This window comes from Xanthomonas sp. DAR33341, assembly GCF_003992815.1.
GTDB classification, from domain to species: domain Bacteria; phylum Pseudomonadota; class Gammaproteobacteria; order Xanthomonadales; family Xanthomonadaceae; genus Xanthomonas; species Xanthomonas cissicola.
Genome location: NZ_QEYV01000023.1, coordinates 83,628 through 101,542 on the forward strand (window position 1 = coordinate 83,628; position 17,915 = coordinate 101,542).

A 17,915-nucleotide genomic window follows, 5' to 3' on the forward strand; every position below is an offset into this window, starting at 1 on the left:
CGTCTAAACGAGTGCATTGGCGGGGTATCGCGACCACCTGCCGATGATGCGTGCTGCTGCCGAATGGTGCCGTCCGCACCTTCGGTGTGAGTGCCCTGATCATCGCAGGCACCTGCATGCGGCGACCACAGGTGGGAGTAAACGGTTGCCGCGCAAGGATGTCCGCATGTCGCTCAGGGTCTGCGCCTGTCCTTGGGCCAGTCGCTTGTCCGGCTGGCCGTGCAGTTGGTCGTGCGGCTGATCGCGCTGCAGATACGCCGGCCTGGAATCGCGCAGCGGTAGCCGAAACGCGTTTTGCCCTGCATGCTTTGCGCGATGGATGAACAGCCGCAGGCACCAACAGGGATGGATCGGACGCAGTCGCGCCCGCAAACGCCGAACCATCAGGCCCGCAACGGACGCCGCTGGCTGCGGTGGCTGCGCTTGGGTGCGGCTGCCTTGCTGAGCGTCATGCTGCTGCTCGATCTGGCCTTCCCGTTGCCGTTGCCCAAGTCCCGCGACACCTCCGCCTTGGTGGTTGCGCGCGACGGCACGCCCTTACGTACATTCGCCGACCGCAATGGCGTATGGCGCTACCCCGCCACGCCGCAGAGCGTGTCGCCGTTGTATTTGCAGGCACTGCTGAACTACGAAGATCGCTGGTTCTGGCGTCACCCCGGCGTCAATCCCTGGGGTCTGCTGCGTGCCGGTGGGCAGTGGATCGGGCAGGGCCACATCGTGTCCGGCGGCTCCACGCTGACCATGCAGGTGGCGCGCATCCTGGACCCGCATACGCGTACGCCGTGGGGCAAGGCCAAGCAGTTGTTGCGCGCATTGCAGCTGGAAGCGCACCTGAGCAAGCACGAGATTCTCATGCTGTATCTGGAGCGCGCGCCCTATGGCGGTACCATCGAAGGGGTGGAGGCGGCCAGCTGGGCGTATCTGGGCAAGCCGGCCAAGGCCTTGTCGCACGCCGAGGCCGCGTTGCTGGCGGTATTGCCGCAATCGCCCAGCCGCCTGCGCCCGGACCGGCACCCGGAAGCGGCGCAGCGCGCACGCGACAAGGTGCTCGACCGCATGGTCGAGCTGGGCGTGTGGTCGCGCGCGCAGGTGGACGATGCGCGCATCGAACCGGTGGTCACACGCTCGCTCAAGCCACCGTTGCATGCGGCCTTGCTGGCACAGCGCCTGCACAGTGCGCAGCCGCGTGCGGCGCGTATCGTCACCACGCTGGATGTGGAATTGCAGCGCACGCTGGAAGAGCGCGTGGCCACGTATTTTTCGCAGTTGCCCGAGCGCACCTCCGCGGCATTGTTGGTGGTGGACAACGCCACGATGGAGGCCCGCGCCTACGTGGGCTCGGCCAGTTTCGGCGACCGCAAGCGCCTGGGTCATGTCGACATGGTGCAGGCATGGCGCTCGCCCGGCTCCACGCTCAAGCCGTTCCTGTATGGCATGGCGCTGGACGATGGCCTGATCCATTCCGAGAGCCTGTTGGTGGATGCGCCGCAGAGTTTCGGCGACTACCGGCCCGGCAACTTCGATGCGGCGTTCAATGGTCCGGTGAGCGCGGCCACGGCGTTGCGGCTGTCGTTGAACGTGCCGGCGGTGGATCTGCTCGAGCGCATCGGCCCGGCACGCTTCGCTGCGCGGTTGTCCAATGCCGGGATCGCGCTGCATTTTCCTTCCGGCAGCACGCCATCGCTGGCGTTGATACTGGGCGGCACCGGCGCACAGTTGCAGGAGTTGGTGGGCGCGTTCGCCGCGCTCAATCGCGGCGGTATTGCCGGACGTGTGCGCTACACGCCAGACGATGCGCGCATCGATCGCCGCTTGATGTCGCCGGGTGCGGCCTGGATCGTGCGCGAAATTTTGCAAAGTAATCCGCGCCCCGGATACGGCAGCGGTACCTTCGACACCACTGCACGCCCCGGCGTGGCGTGGAAGACCGGCACAAGTTATGGCTACCGCGATGCATGGGCCATTGGCGGGACGCGGCGTTATACCGTCGGCGTCTGGGTAGGACGGCCGGATGGCACGCCGTTGCCGGGCCAATACGGTGCGGTCACCGCATTGCCGTTGATGTTCGAAGTCATCGATGCCTTGCCGCGCAGCGCCGGCGACAGCGCCCCGTTGCCGATGCCCGCCACCGTGCAGGCAATCAACATCTGCTGGCCGCTGGGCGGCGCTGCCGATCAAACGCCACCGGCTCTGTGCGCACGTCGTGCCGATGCGTATGCACTCGACGGTGCTGTGCCCCCCACCTTTGCCGAACGCGATGCGCGTCTTTGGCAAAGCGGGCAAGTGCGCTTCGAGGTCGATGCGCGCAGCGGTCAGCGGTTGTCGCAGGAATGCAGCCAACCGCATGAGCGTGTGCCGCGCGCGGTGGCGCGCTGGCCGGCGTTGGTCTCGCCCTGGCTCAGTACATCCGAACGCGCCGCCGCGCAACTTCCGCCCTTGGCTGAAGATTGTGCGCCGGACGGGCGCATGACCGGTGGCGGGATGCTACGCATCGATGGGTTGAGCGACCGCGCCACGCTTGCGCGGGCCAACGACGCCGCACGCCCGGTGCGGTTGCAGTTACGTGCGTTGGGCAGCGAGGCGCGCATCGATTGGCTGCTGGATGGCCGCTGGATTGCACAGACCAACGGAAGACAAGGATTTCAGCGCGATTTCGAAGAGGTTGGGTTGCACACGCTCACCGCACTGGCCAGCGATGGCGCATGGACGCAGGTGCGCTTTCGGGTGTTGCGTTGATCGGGTCGCCAACGAAGTGCTACCGCCCCGTGCTCAGCAGCAGACACCTGCTGCTTGCGACAACCCCTGTAGAAGCGCACCTGGGCGCGAGGAGGCGTTACCGGGGATGCTCCTCGCGCCCGGCTGCGCTCCGACATATGCGTGGGCGAGGGCGGCGGCGCGTCGGGATCTGGCCACCTCGTAGGGTCGTTGCTCCTACGGGGCGCAATCGTATACGCGCAATCTAGCGGCAAAAAAAACAGACAGGGCGCTCAAGGCGCTGCCCTGTCTGTTTCATCATCGAGTCGATTCCGATGTCAACTCGCTGCGATCTTTCATCGCAACGCATCGCTACATCGCAAAACTCAACTCACTCGCCGATCCAGCCTTCCAGCATGTCGGCGAATTCATCGGCATGCTCTTCTTCCTGGGCCAGGATGCTTTCGAGAATGCGCTTGGTGGTGGTGTCCTTGTCGCCGATGAAATCGATCATCTCCCGGTAGCTATCGATGGCGATGCGTTCGGCGATGAGATTTTCCTTGACCATGTCGCGCAGGTCGGTGCCTTCCTTGTATTCGGCATGCGAGCGCTTGGTCAGGGTGTCCGGATTGAGATCCGGTTCGCCGCCCAGCTGCACGATGCGCTCGGCCAGCTTGTGCGCGTGTTCTTGTTCCTGTTGCGCGTGCTCCAGGAACTCGCCCTTCACTGCGTCGGCAAGCATGCCCTTGGCCATGAAGTAGTGGCGGTAGTAGCGCAACGTGCACACGTATTCGGTGGCAAGCGCGGTATTGAGCAACTCGATCACCTTCTCGCGATCGGCGTGGTAGCTCTCGGTGATGGCGCCGTCTTCGATGCTCTGGCGCGCGCGGGCGCGCAAGGTGGCAGTGTCGGTGATACCGGCGGGAGTGTTGGTGGCTGGCTGATCAGACATGGCTGGCCGTCTTCCTTCTGAGTGGATGGGAGAAAGGGGTATTCAATCCGGCAGATGCTGCAGCACGTAATCGGCTGCAGAGACTTTGAATTCGCCGGGTTCTTCAACAAACAACGCCTTGACCACCGCGTCGTCTGCATACAGCGCGTAGCGGCGCGAGCGCAGGCCCATGCCCGAGCCGCTGGCGTCGATTTCAAGGCCCAGGGCGCGCGCTAGTTCGGCGTTGCCGTCGGGTAACAGGTGCAGGCCGTCGGGAATCAACTGGCTGCGTCCCCAGGCCTGCATCACGAATGGGTCGTTGACCGCGGTGCACAGCACTTCGATACCGCGCTTGCGGAATTGCTCGAAGTGTTCCACATAGCCCGGCAGGTGCTTGGCCGAGCAGGTGGGGGTAAAGGCCCCCGGCACCGCGAACAGCAGCACCTTGCGGCCTGCGAACAGGCTATGGGTGTCGACGGCCGCGATGCCGTCGCGCAGGCGCTTGAGCACGACTTCGGGAATGCGGTCACCAACGTGGATGGTCATGCGGCAGGCTCCTGTGGCTGAACGGATTCTAGAAAGGGGCAGGGGAAAAGCGCGTCAACGCGCTTGAAATCCGTCCGGTCACGCCTATCTGACGCGCATGGCCGATGCAGCTGCGCACCTTGCAGGCGCCGGTCCCGTCATCAACCTTTTTGGAGGCTTGCAATGAACATCGTTCGTTATCCCCAATTTCCCACCCACGCGCTGCAGAACGAGATCAAGCATGTGTTCGATCGCTTCTTCGAGCAGAACGGCGACACCGACGAATCGGCCGTGGTGACCGCGCAGTGGGTGCCGCGCGTTGACATCAAGGAAGAGGCGAATCACTTCGTGCTGTACGCCGACTTGCCGGGCATCGATCCGAGCCAGATCGAGGTGCAGATGGACAAGGGCATCCTGTCGATCAGGGGGGAGCGCAAGAGCGAATCCAGCACCGAGACCGAACGCTTCTCGCGCATCGAGCGCCGCTACGGCAGCTTCCATCGCCGCTTCGCGCTGCCCGACAGCGCCGACGCCGATGGCATCACGGCTGCAGGCCATAACGGCGTGCTGGAAATCCGCATTCCCAAGCGCCCGGCCGCCACGCCGCGCCGTATCCAGGTTGGCAACGGTCAGAACACCAGCGGCAGCACGGTGCAGTAAGCGCAAGAAACGTCGCGGCGGCGCGCGATGCAGGCGCGTGGTGTTCGCCTGGCCGGCCTGTACTGTGCGTGCAGGCTGGCCAGGCGACCGGCAGTTCCGACCGGCACCTCTGCCAGCCGGAACTGGCCGCCGCAGGACGCCGGACCTGGGGCGAGGCCACGGCTTCGCTCCCCGGCGACAGTCGCGCCGTAGAATAGGCGCGGTTGCCCGCCCGGCTGCGAATAGATTGGCCAACAGCTCTATGGCGTGACCGCTTGCGGACGCGGCTGGTATGCGAATTCGGCACGTACGCCCGTACGGTGCAGGGTTGCACGCCTTCCGCGCCGCACACGCGCTGTCCGCCGGAGTGCTGGCCGTTCGAACTGGCTCGTGGCCTCGGCTGCGGGCCGTTTTTTTTCCAGAGGTGATTAGATGGAATTCAAGGATTACTACGCAACGCTCGGCGTGGAGCCCAGTGCAGGCGATGCGGAGATCAAGACCGCCTACCGCCGGCTCGCGCGCAAATATCACCCCGACGTCAGCAAGGAAGCCGGCGCCGAAGACAAGTTCAAGGCGATCAACGAAGCCTACGAAGCGCTGCGCGACCCGGCCAAGCGCAAGGCCTACGACCAGTTGAAGGCGCAGGGATTCCGCCCGGGCGACGAGTTCCAGGCCCCGCCCAATTACGGCGGCGGGCAGGGCTTCGATTTCGAAGAAGTGTTCGGCAACGGCGGCGCTGGTGGCGGCTTCAGCGATTTCTTCGAGAGCCTGTTCGCCGGCCAGCGCGGTGGCCGTCCGCGCGGCCCGGGTGCCGGGCCTGGTGCAGGTGCCGGCCCGCAGGCGCGCGGCGACACCCGCGCCAAGCTTGCGGTGCCGCTGGAAGCGGTGTATTCGGGCGACAGTGTGCGCATCACCATCAACGGCAAGCAGCTGGATGTGCGCGTGCCCAAGGGCGTGCAGCCCGGCCAGGTGATCCGCTTGAGCGGGCAGGGCAACGGCGGCGGCAACCTGTTGCTGGAGATCGAATACGCGGCGCATCCGCATTTCGAGGTGGACGGGCGCAACATCCTGTACACCTTGCAGGTCATGCCCTGGCAGGCCGCGCTGGGCACGACCATCAGCGTGCCCACCCTGGGCGGCTCGGTCGAATTGAAGGTGCCGGCCGACTCGGACGCCGGGCGCAAGCTGCGGCTGCGCGGTCGCGGCCTGCCGGGCACCACCCCGGGCGACCAGATCGTGGAACTGGAAATCCTCGCCCCGGCCCCCACCGACGATGCGCAGAAGAAGGCCTACCGCAATCTGGCCAAGGCGTTCGGCGAGACCGTGAGCTGAGCAGCGCGGGCCAGATCAGCTTTGCGCGCGCAAGGGTTGGGTGAGGCCACGCGCGCTCAGCGCTGAGGCGGTTGATGTCGATCCGCATCGTCGAGTCTTGGCCGCTGGCTCAGCCGGCGCTGGAGAAGGGGGCCAGGCCCTCTCCTTTGGAAGAGGGGCTGGGGTGAGGGTTTGGCTGCCCCGCAACGTGATCATCAACTCGATCAGGATCCCACCTCCTCCAGCGCTACGCGCTCCTTCCCTGCCAAAAAAGGGAGTAGGCAGGAGAGCGAATCAACGCGGCCGCTCGGTGAGTCCTGTATTGAATCCAGTCTGTGCTATTGGACGTAATGGCTCCAGCTACTCAAAAACAGCGCGTCGCTCCATACATGTCTGGCCACGCTCGCCGACCACGAACCCTCCAGCAACTCACCTGGCCCAGCTACCGAAAGCGCGGCCGGCGCACTACACTCGCCGCGCATACTAGGGGAAACACATGGCACGTATTTTGATCGTCGACGACTCGCCGTCGCAGCTGCTGGGGATTCAGCGCATCGTCGAGAAGCTGGGGCACGAAACCATCACCGCCACCGATGGTGCCGCCGGCGTGGAAGCGGCCAAGCAATCGCTGCCGGATCTGGTGCTGATGGACGTGGTGATGCCCAACCTCAACGGATTCCAGGCCACGCGCACGCTCAAGCGCGAGCCCACCACCCAGCATATTCCGGTCATCCTGGTCACCACCAAGGATCAGGACACCGACCGCATGTGGGGCATGCGCCAGGGGGCCCGCGCCTACATCACCAAGCCGTTCTCCGAAGACGAGCTGCTGGAAGTGATGGAGCGTGTGTTCAACCAGAAAGAAGAGCCGCCGAAAGCGTAAGTGCACCGGCCAGGCGTGATCGACGTCGGATTTCGGCAACGCAGATGTGGGATTAGCGGGAGACGGTCCAACCCTCTCCCGGGGGAGGGAGTCCGATGAGGACTCTGCAATCGGGCGATGCGGACGTCGACGTCGTCTCGCGCCATCGCATCGCAGCTAGACCTTCAGCCTATGCCGAGCGCCACCTTCTGCCGATGGGCCAGGGCAGAGCAGTTGGGGTGACGCCCGCGGCGCAGCCGTCGTCGCCTTGGAACAACGTGTGGTTGAAAGGATGGGTGCCAAGGACGCAATCGCCGCTTGGCACGCACGCTTTCCGCCTCCCATCGCCTCCCGTGCCCGAAATCCTGCCAAGCAGGCACGCGCCCGGTAAACGGTCTTCAGCCGCCAAGACCAATCATGTGCCCGGCCGCGCGCATTAGACGCGTGCGCAGCGCTCGACAGGGGCAGCCCGTGCCTGCCGCCGGCACGTCGCATCCTGGTCTTCAGGTCCTCAGCGCGAAGGCCCTCGCCGGACAACCATTGCCTGTGTCCCAGCCCCGCCCGATCCGCCCCGCCGGCTAAACCAACAATGCATCGCACCGGGCCTTTCAAAACGGTGTGTCTGCCCCATCTAGTAGAATCGGCGAATCAAACAACATGGCGGCACTGCGGGACTGGCCCGCACAGCCCCTCGATCATGGAGCGTGCATGGCCTGGAACACACCCGGCAACAAGGGCGGAGACGGCCCGGATCCCAACCGTCGCAGGTCCTGGGGCCCGCGCGGTGGTGGCAACGGTGGCGGTTGGGGCAATCTGCCCGCTCCGTTGAAGGAGCTGTTCGATGGCGGCGTGGGGCGCTGGATCCTGGTCGCGGTGGTGCTGATGGTGCTGTTCTCCAGCTTCCAGCTCATCGGCGAGCAGCAGCGTGGCGTGGTGCTGCGCTTCGGCCAGTTCTCGCGCATCCTGCAGCCCGGCCCGAACTTCAAGCTGCCCTGGCCGATCGAGTCGGTGCGCAAGGTCAATGCCACCGAGATCAAGACCTTCAGCAACCAGGTGCCGGTGCTGACGCGCGACGAAAACATCGTCAACGTGTCGCTCAACGTGCAGTACCAGATCAGCGACCCGCGCAAATACCTGTTCGGTTCGCGCAATGCCGATCTGGTGCTGGAGCAGGCCGCGCAAAGTGCCGTGCGTGAGCAGGTGGGGCGTTCGGACCTCAATACCGTGCTCAACAATCGCGGCCCGCTGGCGATCGCGTCCAAGGATCGTCTGCAGGCGGCGCTGGATGCCTATAACACCGGCCTGGCGGTCACCGGCGTGACCTTGCCGGATGCGCGCCCGCCGGAAGAAGTGAAGCCGGCCTTCGACGAGGTCAATGGTGCCCAGCAGGTGCGCGAGCGCCTGATCAACGAAGCGCAGGCCTACGCCGCCAAGGTGGTGCCCGAAGCGCGCGGCCAGGGTGCACGCACCCGTACCGGTGCCGAAGGCTACAAGCAGGCCACCATTTCGAAGGCCGAGGGTGATGCCGACCGCTTCACGCTGTTGCAGGCCCAGTACGCCGGCGCGCCGGAAGTCACCCGCAAGCGGCTGTGGCTGGAAACCGTGCAGAAGGTGCTGTCGGAGAACCGCAAGGTCATCGGTAGCGATGGCCGCCAGGTCATCTACGTGCCATTGCCGGCCGATGCCAGCAAGCCGGCCGCTTCCGGCGGCACTGCCAGCATGCCGTCGATGGTGCCCCAGGACGTGCTGTTGAATCCGCCGCAAAGCGCCAGTAGCGAGGCCATCCGCAACCCGGAGCGCGGCCCGCGCCCGACCGGCCGTGAGGGAACCGAATAATGAAGAATTCGCTAGTCATCGGCCTGATCATCGCCCTGTTGCTGACCCTGATGGGCTCGGTATTCGTCGTGCGCGAAGACCAGACCGCCATGGTGCTCAACCTGGGCCGTGTGGTGCGTGCCGACCTCAAGCCCGGCCTGCATTTCAAGATTCCGGTGGTGGAATCGGTACGCGTGTTCGACCGCCGCTTCCAGGTGCTGGACACCGCTCCGGCGCGTTACTTCACTGCCGAGCAGAAAGACGTGAGCGTGGATTTCTTCGCCATCGGTTACATCTCCGACGTGCGGGCGTTCTATCGTGCGACCGGTGGCGAGGAATCGGTGGCCAACTCGCGCCTGGCCCCGATCATCACCGACTCGCTGCGCAACCAGATCAACTCGCGCACGCTGCAACAGCTGGTCTCCGGCGATCGCAGCGAGCTGATCGCCAACCAGCTCAAGGGCATCAACGGCGCCATCAAGGGCCTGGGGATGCAGATCACCGACCTGCGCATCAAGCAGATCGACCTGCCGACCGACAGCCAGGTGATCACCGACGTGTACGAGCGCATGCGCGCCCAGCGCAAGCAGGAAGCCAGCAAGCTGCGCGCCGAAGGCGAAGAGCAGGCCCTGACCATCCGCGCGCAAGCCGACCGCGAGTCCACCGTGATCGTGGCCGCCGCCGAGCGCGACGCCCAGAAGCTGCGTGGCGAAGGCGATGCCGAAGCGGCGCGCATCTACGGCCAGGCCGGTTCCAAGGACCCGTCGTTCTATGCGTTCTACCGCAGCCTGGAGGCCTACCGCAGCTCCATGACCGACGGCAACGGCGTGGTGGTGCTGGACAAGAACGACCCGTTCCTGCAATACCTCAAGAGCGATCGTTGATCGCTCTGGCTTGAAACAAGAACGCCCGCGTAATGCGGGCGTTTTTGTATCTGCCTTTCACCGCCGGGCAGACAGACGCGCGCGCCCCACCGTAGGAGCGCACCCGGGCGCGACGGGCATGCCCGGTAAGGCAGTCGCGCCCGGGCGCGCTCCTACGCGGGGTATATGTGGCCGATGGATCGGGCGCTGGCGCTTCGTGCACTGCGATGCTGATGGGTATGTCCGGAATCCGCAGCTGCCTGGAGCGCCTCTTCCGTCGCGTTGGCCAGACTCGGCCCGGTAGCAACGCGCCCGGGCGCGACGGGCCTTACCGGTCGACCCCGCTGATGGCCTCTGACAGTCGGTCGCGACATGGATCCCCTAGCGCAGAATGCGGTAACCGCCGATATCCCGCGTGGTCCAAGGCCATCAGCATCGCGGCATGGCCAACATTGACTCTCCAGGGCATCGCGCGCTGCGTCGCGGCAGGCGGTCTTCGCCCAACAGCGTGTACCTGCTGACCACCACGACCTGGCAGCGTCGCGCCGTGTTCGCAGATTTTCTGTTGGCAGCAACCGCCTGCCGGGCATTCACCGCAGCAACGCCTTACGATGCCAGGCTGCTGGCCTGGGTGTTGATGCCGGATCATGCACATTGGCTGTTGCAGCTGGGGAGCGTCACCTCGTTGGCCGACGCCGTGTCTCGCATGAAAGCGTGCGCAGCGCGTTCGGTGAACGATCAGCGGCAGCATCAGGCACCGGTCTGGAGCCGTAGCTACCATGACCACGCGTTGCGCAAAGACGATGACCTGCACGCAGCCGCGCGTTACCTCATCGCCAATCCGCTCCGGGCCGGGCTGGTCACCCACATCGGCGATTATGCGTTCTGGGATGCGATCTGGCTCTGAGCTTCGAGCCGCCAGCAGAGCGACTGCGTGTCCACCGTTTGCCGCGCTCCTAGCGGGTGGGTTTGTCTGGAGTGTTGGGTCGGGCTGCCTGTCGTGGATCGGGCGATGGTGCTTTGGGCGGTCTGCAGGTTTGCCAAGGTCCGCTACGTTGCCGCGTAGGAGCGCACCTGGGCGCGACTGATTTATCGGGAATGCCGGTCGCGCCCGGGTGCGCTCCTACGGGGTGGATTTATCGGGGTGTTGGGTCGGGCTGCCTGTCGTGGATCGGGCGATGGTGCTTTGGGCGGTCTGCAGTTTGCCAAGGTTCGCTACGTTGCCGCGTAGGAGCGCACCTGGGCGCGACGGCTTCACCGGTAATGCCTGTCGCGCCCAGGTGCGCTCCTACGACCTCATTGGGATTGTCGCTACGGTGATCTTCCAGGCTAGGGGCCCCTAGGGGCCGGCAGCGCTCGGAGCACCGCGCAAACGACAGCCAGCCGCAATCTGACCCGCCCCCCGATCCGCCGTCGCCAGGGGTAGTGCACGTCACTCGAAACCCGGATAATGCACAAAAGCCGGCCGGGCGCGCTCCAACCAGAGCACTCGGTTCGGCTTTTTCCGTGTCAGGGCTATCGCGCCACTGCAACGCTCCCCGATGGAGTCGCGCGCAGGGTGTCGCGGCCAGCCCTGCAGCGGTCCCATCCCGCGGCCCCGATGGCCGCAGCAAAACTTAGGAGTTCACCCGTCATGGGTCAGTCAGTTGTCGTGCTCGGTGCCCAGTGGGGCGATGAAGGCAAAGGCAAGATCGTCGATCTGCTCACCGAGGAAATCGGTGCGGTGGTCCGCTTCCAGGGCGGCCACAACGCCGGCCACACGCTTGTCATCAACGGCAAGAAGACCGTCTTGCATCTGATTCCGTCCGGCATCCTGCGCGACGACGCGCTGTGCCTGATCGGCAATGGCGTGGTGATCTCCCCGGCCGCGTTGATCAAGGAAATCAGCGAGCTGGAAGACGCCGGCGTGGAAGTGCGTTCGCGCCTGAAGATCTCCCCGGCTGCGCCGTTGATCATGCCCTACCACATCGCCCTGGATCAGGCGCGCGAGAAGGCGGCCGGCGGCAAGGCCATCGGCACCACCGGCCGCGGCATCGGCCCGGCCTACGAAGACAAGGTGGCGCGTCGCGGCATCCGCATCGCCGACCTGCATTACCCGCCGCAGCTGGAAGAGTTGCTGCGCACTGCGCTGGACTACCACAACTTCGTGCTGACCAAGTACCTGGGCGTGGACGCGGTCGATTTCCAGAAGACCTACGACGAGGCGCTGGCCTTCGGCGAGTACGTGCAGCCGATGAAGTCGGACGTGGCCGGCATCCTGCACGACCTGCGCAAGCAGGGTAAGCGCGTGTTGTTCGAAGGCGCGCAGGGTGCGTTGCTGGACATCGACCACGGCACCTATCCGTACGTCACCAGTTCCAACACCACCGTGGGCGGCGCATTGGCCGGTACCGGCGTTGGCGCCGATGCGATCGACTACGTACTCGGCATTGCCAAAGCATATGCCACGCGCGTCGGCGGCGGCCCGTTCCCGACCGAACTGGACGACGAAGTGGGCCAGGGTATCCGCGACCGCGGTGCCGAGTACGGCGCGTCCACCGGTCGCCCGCGTCGCTGCGGCTGGATGGACATCGTGGCGCTCAAGCGTGCGGTGGCCATCAACGGCATTTCCGGCCTGTGCATCACCAAGCTCGACGTGCTCGACGGCATGGAGAAGCTGAAGATCTGCATCGCCTACGAATATCACGGCAAGCGCACCGAGTACGCGCCGCTGGACGCGCAGGGCTGGGAAGAGTGCACCCCCGTGTACCTGGAGTTCCCGGGCTGGAGCGAGAACACTCACGGCATCACCGTGTGGGACGACCTGCCGCCGGCCGCCCGCGCCTACCTGCGCGCGCTGGAGGAACTGGCCGGCTGCCCGATCTCGATCGTTTCCACCGGCCCGGACCGCGACCACACCATGGTGCTGCAGGACCCGTTCGCCTGATCGGCTGATGCGTGATTGAACCGACGAAAGCCCTGCGAAAGCGGGGCTTTTGTTTGCAGAACGCCATTGCGTTGCCTCATCCACGCGCCCCGCACCTTCCTGACGGCTGCAGATGAAGTGGTGTTGGTCGCCCTCGCCCGATCGATGCGGGGCGGGTTCAGCATGGCCGTGTAGCATGCTCGCGCCAGCCGGGATTGCTTGCCCTGGTTCGATGCAGGCGTGCCCTGTCGTTGCCGTGGCTTCTCTTTGACGTGTGTGTCTTCGCGTCTGTCAGCAGGCGCATGACTTTCGGCCGTGTGTGGTCTTGCGTGCCGGCGCCATGATGCTGGCTGCTGTACCACTTCGTTTACTTCATTACTCTTTTTAGGAATGTCATGCGCCAGATCCTGGTGACTGCTATTGCGCTGGCCCTGGCCAGCACCTGCGCCGTTGCGCCGGCTCACGCTGCTGTCGCTGCACCGGAGGCGGTCAGCGCATCGGCCGCGCAGGTCACCAGCCAGTTGCCGCGCACGGCCAAGCCCACCCACTACGCGGTGGAGATCACACCGCATGCCGACAAGATGACCTTCGACGGCAAGGTGGCCATCGACATCGTGGTGCTACAAGCCACCGACCGCATCGTATTGCAGGCGGCCAACCTCAGCTTCGCGCGCAGTACCTTGGCGCAGCGCAAGGGGGGCACGCCGCGGACGGCCAAGGTCAGCACCGATGAGCAGGCGCAGACCGCCACCTTCGCCTTCGACAGACCGCTGGCACCGGGCAACTACGTGTTGTCCATCGAGTACAGCGGTGTGATCAATACGCAGGCCAACGGTTTATTCGCGCTGGATTACGCCACCGCGCAAGGCCAGCGCCGCGCGTTGTTCACCCAGTTCGAAAACTCCGATGCACGCCGCTTCATTCCGTCGTGGGACGAGCCTGATTTCAAGGCTACCTTCGACCTGGCAGTCAATGCGCCGGCCGCGCAGATGGCGGTGAGCAACATGCCGGTTGCCTCGTCCGGCAATGGTGCCGGCGGCATGAAGCGCGTGGCCTTCCAGACCACGCCCAAGATGTCCACGTACCTGTTGTTCCTGAGTGTCGGCGACTTCGAGCGGGCGACGCGCAAGGCCGACAATGGCACCGAGATCGGCGTGATCGCGCAGAAAGGCAAGGTGGACCAGGCGCAGTTCGCACTGGATTCCGGCCGCGATGTGCTGCACGAATACAACGCCTATTTCGGCATTCCATATCCGTTGCCGAAGCTGGACAACATCGCCGCACCCGGGCAAAGCCAGTTCTTCAGCGCAATGGAAAACTGGGGGGCCATCTTCACCTTCGAATACTCGCTGCTGCTCGACCCGGCCACCTCCAACATCGACGACAAGCAGGGCGTTTTCACCGTTGCCGCGCACGAGATCGCGCATCAATGGTTCGGTAATCTGGTGACCATGGCGTGGTGGGACGACCTGTGGCTCAACGAAGGGTTCGCCAACTGGATGGAGGCGCGCACCACGCACAAGCTGCACCCGGAGTGGGACATCGACAACACCGGCGCAGCCTTCAAAAGCCGCGCGGCGATGCAGCGCGATGCCTATGTCACCACCCACCCGGTGGTGCAGCACGTCGCCACCGTGGAGCAGGCCAGCCAGGCATTCGACCAGATCACCTACGACAAGGGCGAAGCGGTGATCGCCATGCTCGAAGACTATGTGGGCGCGGACAACTGGCGCAGCGGCGTGCGCAGCTATCTCAAGCAGCACCAATACGGCAATGCCGTCACCGATGCGCTGTGGCAGCAGATCGATGCAGTGGCACCGGGCAAGCAGTTCACCCAGGTGGCGCACGACTTCACGTTGCAGCCGGGTGTGCCGTTGATCCAGGTCAGCGCCAGCTGCACGGCCGGCACCACGACCGTGCAGCTGAAACAAGGCCAATACACCGTCGACCGCCCCGACAAACAGCCATTGCGCTGGCATGTGCCCGTCACGGTGCGCGGCGCCAATGGCACGCCGGTGCGCGTATTGGTGGATGGCAGCGCGCAGCTGCAGCTAGCCGGCTGCGATGCGCCTGTCGTGGTCAATGCCGGGCAGAAGGGTTACTTCCGTACGCTGTATGCGCCGGCGCAATTCACCGCGGTCACCAAGGGGTTCGACGCGTTGCCGGTGGTCGATCAGTTGGGCGTGCTGATGGATACCGCTGCGCTGGCACCGGTGGGGCTGCAGCCCGAAGCGGACCTGCTTGAGTTCACCGCCAAGGTGCCGGTCGGTGGCTCGCCGGATCTGTGGAAAGTGGTGTCCGAAACGTATTCCAATATCGATCGTCTGTTCGCGGGCGACCTCAAGGCACAGGCCAGCTGGCGGCGCTTCGCGCGCGTGCGGCTTGCTCCCGAGTTCGCCACGCTCGGCTGGGACGAGCGCAAGGACGACAGTGCACAGACCAAGCAGCTGCGTGCCAGCCTGCTCAACAGCCTGAGCGCGCTGGACGATGCACAGGTGATTGCCGAAGCGCAGCGTCGTTTCGCTGCGTTCCAGGCCGACCCGGGCACGTTGTCGCCGGAGTTGCGTAGCACGGTGCTGCGCATCGTCGCCCGCCACGCCGACGCGGCCACCTGGGACGCATTGCATGCCATGGCGAAGAAGGAAACCTCCTCGATGCTGCGCGACCAGTCCTACGCGTTGCTCGCCTACGCCAAGGACCCGGCATTGGCGCAGCGTGCCCTTGAACTTGCGCTCACCGCCGAGCCCGGCGCCACCACTGGCGCCAGCATGATCGGCGATGTCGCCAGCGAGCACCCGGAGCTGGCATTCGACTTCGCCTTGGCGCATCGCATCCAGGTGGACACGTTGATCGACTCCACCTCGCGCGCCCGCTACTACCCGCACCTGGCTGCAGGCTCGAACAGGCTGGAGACCATCGACAAGATCAAGGCGTACGCCGATACCTACCTGGCCCCCACCTCGCGCCGCGATGCAGAAACCGCCATCAGTACCATCCAGACGCGCGTGACGTTGCGCGAACGGCGCGTGCCACAGATTGCAGCCTGGTTGAAAAAGCGCAAAGTCTGACGCGTTGCGTGGAGCAACAAAAAGCCCGGTAGTTTCCGGGCTTTTTGTTTGGTGCAGTGGCCACCAGTGCAGGTTAGGCAGATTGGCCAGCAACAGTAGAGAAGGGATCTGGCGGGTGAATGCCCGAAAAGTGCAACGCGTGCGTAGTGATTGCCGATTCCGGTGTGGAGCGATTTCGCGCGGTGCTGCGTGCTGCAACTCTGCGCGCCGCACCTGGCTCCGGCACGCCGGCCGACCGGCTGCGTGCGTTACCCCATGCGCATCGACAGAGTCTTGCGAACCCGATGGTCCATGTCTTGCTGCTGCCTCTGCGTCAGCGCCTGTTGCCGCTCCACGCTGGCTGTTTCCAGTTGCTGCAGCGACTGCGCAACCGGTGTGCGTACCGCCACATCGGTGGGCATGGCAGCACGCAATGGGCAGGCACCGGCCGGATGACATCATGCGCATCGGTCAATCCATTGCTGGGTTCGTCGCGAACGATAGGCAGCTCAGGAGCAACAGGCTCTCCAAGGTCGAGCCAGCGATTGCAGATGCAATACGGCGCAAGACATGGGAAGACGGTCAATCACGGCCAACGGCATCATGCGCGTGGATCACGACGCTTGCGATGCAACAGCAGCTCGCCATGCATGTCGACGGAGGGCGTTTGCCGCCGTCCGTCGCGATACGTGGCGAGCTGCAGCGCCATCAATGCAGGCGTCGCCGCCTCATGCCCCAAACGCACCATCGATCGTATGCATCGCGCCGGTCACGAAGCTCGCTTCCGGGCCGGCCAGCCAGGCCACCATGCCGGCCACTTCCTCGGCGCGGCCGTGGCGTTTGATCGCCATGAAGCTGTGCATCAGGTCTTTCATCGGCCCGCTTTCCGGATTGGCGTCGGTATCGATCGGCCCCGGTTGCACCACGTTGATGGTGATGCCGCGCGGCCCGAAGTCGCGGGCCAGCCCGCGCGCCAGCCCTTGCAGCGCGGATTTGCTCAGCGCGTAGGACGCCATGCCGGGCAGCGGCATGCGGTCGCCGTTGACCGAGCCGATCACGATGATCCGCCCGCCAGGCGGCATCTGCCGCGCTGCCTCCACGGCGGCGTGGTAGGGCGCGTGCACGTTGATGCGGAACAGCCGGTCCACCGCGTCCGGATCCTGGTCCAGCGCATCGCCGAACAAGGCGATGCCGGAGTTGACCACCAGCACATCCAACGGCCCGCTGCGTCGCACCGTGTCGATGACCGCATCGCGATCGGCGCTGTCGGCCAGCACCGCGGTGCTGCCGGTGTCACCGGCCAGGCGCTGCGCCGCCTCGGCAGAACCGGCATAGGTAAACATCACCCGCGCGCCCTCGGCCACGAAGCGCCGCACGATGGCGGCCCCAATCCCCCGGCTGCCACCGAGCACCAATACCGACTTGTCTTTGAACGCTGACATGCATCACCTCGCAATTAATGTAGCGAGTAATACATAATAGTTTTCGCCTGCCGTCAAGGATTTTGTAACTATGACTACAGAAAACCCCCGGGCCCGCGGCCGGCCGCGCGCATTCGACCCGGACCAAGCGGTCGCCACCGCGCAGCAGCTGTTTCATGCACGCGGCTACGACGCATTGAGCGTGGCCGACCTCACCGCGGCGCTGGGCATCAACCCGCCCAGTTTCTACGCCGCCTTCGGCAGCAAGGCCGGCCTGTATGCGCGCATCCTCGACCGCTACGCGCAGACCGGCGCCATCCCGCTGCCGCAACTCCTGGACACCGACCGACCGCTGGCCGACGCGCTGGCCGACGTACTGGAGCAGGCCGCCCGCTGCTACGCCGCAGATCCCGCCGCCACCGGCTGCCTGGTGCTGGAAGGCACGCGCAGCAACGACGCTCAGGCGCGCGAGGCGGCCTGCAGCTTTCATGTCGCGGCCCAGGAGCTGATCCGCTCCCACATCGCCAAGCAGTGCCCGCACGACGCAGACCGGCTGGCGGATTTCGTCAGCACCACCATGGCCGGCCTGTCGGCCAGCGCCCGGCATGGGCAGAGCCTGGAGCGTCTGCTGGCGAGTGCGCGGTTGGCGGGGGAGGCGCTTCGGGTGGCGCTGCGCGGCTAGGCGGGGTGCGAGTGGGCAGAAGGCTTTCGATGTTGTGAGCTGCCGCAAAGCGGGAGTGTCAGATTCGTTCTTGCGCGAGTTGGTGATCGGTTTCAGTGCCAGTGGGTACGTGCTGCTGTTTGAGGTTGCAAGCGATCAGGTCGTCACCGCTTGGCGATCAGGTATCGGCGTGAAGACGACTATCATTAGGCGGCAAGTCAATCGATAAGTGGCGTCTGTG

At 65.1% G+C, this 17,915-nt stretch carries 14 protein-coding genes and 1 pseudogene; 11 read left to right on the forward strand and 4 right to left on the reverse strand.

What is annotated here, in order from left to right:
* Positions 1 to 345 precede the first annotated feature (345 nt).
* Entirely contained in the window at positions 346 to 2,736 is a 2,391-nt protein-coding gene (gene pbpC / locus EO156_RS09035; RefSeq protein WP_161632291.1) for a penicillin-binding protein 1C, read from the forward strand.
* A gap of 349 nt (positions 2,737 to 3,085) precedes the next feature.
* Here pbpC and EO156_RS09040 read toward each other — a convergent pair whose 3' ends face one another.
* A complete protein-coding gene (locus tag EO156_RS09040) occupies positions 3,086 to 3,646 on the reverse strand; it encodes a ferritin-like domain-containing protein (RefSeq protein WP_003483923.1) in 561 nt (186 codons plus the stop codon).
* 42 nt (positions 3,647 to 3,688) lie between these two features.
* The gene (locus EO156_RS09045) at positions 3,689 to 4,171 is read right to left on the reverse strand and encodes a peroxiredoxin (RefSeq protein ID WP_016849844.1); all 483 of its coding nucleotides are present in this window, start codon (positions 4,169 to 4,171) and stop codon (positions 3,689 to 3,691) included.
* Positions 4,172 to 4,333: 162 nt separating this feature from the next.
* On the opposite strand from EO156_RS09045, the gene EO156_RS09050 reads away from it, so the two are divergent.
* The 8 genes from EO156_RS09050 (at position 4,334) to EO156_RS09085 (ending at position 15,613) form a co-directional block, all read left to right on the forward strand.
* On the forward strand, positions 4,334 to 4,810 hold the full coding sequence (locus EO156_RS09050; protein WP_005913951.1) for an Hsp20/alpha crystallin family protein: 477 nt from the start codon (positions 4,334 to 4,336) through the stop codon (positions 4,808 to 4,810).
* Positions 4,811 to 5,221: 411 nt separating this feature from the next.
* Positions 5,222 to 6,121 (forward strand): DnaJ C-terminal domain-containing protein, encoded by a 900-nt coding sequence (locus EO156_RS09055; RefSeq protein ID WP_003483926.1) that lies wholly within the window; start codon positions 5,222 to 5,224, stop codon positions 6,119 to 6,121.
* Positions 6,122 to 6,596: 475 nt separating this feature from the next.
* Positions 6,597 to 6,983, forward strand: coding sequence for a twitching motility response regulator PilH (pilH, locus tag EO156_RS09060; RefSeq protein WP_003483927.1), 387 nt, complete (start codon positions 6,597 to 6,599; stop codon positions 6,981 to 6,983).
* Between the two features lie 687 nt (positions 6,984 to 7,670).
* Positions 7,671 to 8,798, forward strand: coding sequence for an FtsH protease activity modulator HflK (gene hflK / locus EO156_RS09065; protein WP_007962455.1), 1,128 nt, complete (start codon positions 7,671 to 7,673; stop codon positions 8,796 to 8,798).
* A complete protein-coding gene (locus EO156_RS09070) occupies positions 8,798 to 9,661 on the forward strand; it encodes a protease modulator HflC (protein WP_016849845.1) in 864 nt (287 codons plus the stop codon). The genes hflK and EO156_RS09070 overlap by 1 nt, the downstream gene beginning before the upstream one ends.
* A 421-nt stretch (positions 9,662 to 10,082) precedes the next feature.
* Positions 10,083 to 10,547, forward strand: coding sequence for a transposase (locus EO156_RS09075; protein ID WP_026006981.1), 465 nt, complete (start codon positions 10,083 to 10,085; stop codon positions 10,545 to 10,547).
* Positions 10,548 to 11,273: 726 nt separating this feature from the next.
* A complete protein-coding gene (locus EO156_RS09080; protein WP_003483934.1) occupies positions 11,274 to 12,566 on the forward strand; it encodes an adenylosuccinate synthase in 1,293 nt (430 codons plus the stop codon).
* Between the two features lie 374 nt (positions 12,567 to 12,940).
* Positions 12,941 to 15,613, forward strand: coding sequence for a M1 family metallopeptidase (locus EO156_RS09085; protein ID WP_016851310.1), 2,673 nt, complete (start codon positions 12,941 to 12,943; stop codon positions 15,611 to 15,613).
* A 248-nt stretch (positions 15,614 to 15,861) separates the two neighbouring features.
* Here the strand turns inward: EO156_RS09085 and EO156_RS23930 are convergent, their stop codons facing one another.
* Positions 15,862 to 16,014: a hypothetical protein gene (locus EO156_RS23930; RefSeq protein WP_003483938.1), complete on the reverse strand. Its 153-nt coding sequence runs from the start codon at positions 16,012 to 16,014 to the stop codon at positions 15,862 to 15,864.
* A gap of 306 nt (positions 16,015 to 16,320) precedes the next feature.
* Positions 16,321 to 17,034: an SDR family oxidoreductase gene (gene bdcA, locus EO156_RS09090; RefSeq protein ID WP_016851308.1), complete on the reverse strand. Its 714-nt coding sequence runs from the start codon at positions 17,032 to 17,034 to the stop codon at positions 16,321 to 16,323.
* A 70-nt stretch (positions 17,035 to 17,104) separates the two neighbouring features.
* On the opposite strand from bdcA, the gene EO156_RS09095 reads away from it, so the two are divergent.
* A complete protein-coding gene (locus tag EO156_RS09095; protein ID WP_016851307.1) occupies positions 17,105 to 17,695 on the forward strand; it encodes a TetR/AcrR family transcriptional regulator in 591 nt (196 codons plus the stop codon).
* A gap of 28 nt (positions 17,696 to 17,723) precedes the next feature.
* Positions 17,724 to 17,884 (forward strand): annotated as a pseudogene (locus tag EO156_RS24350) (type II toxin-antitoxin system RelE/ParE family toxin); the annotation flags it as partial.
* Between the last annotated feature and the right edge of the window lie 31 nt (positions 17,885 to 17,915).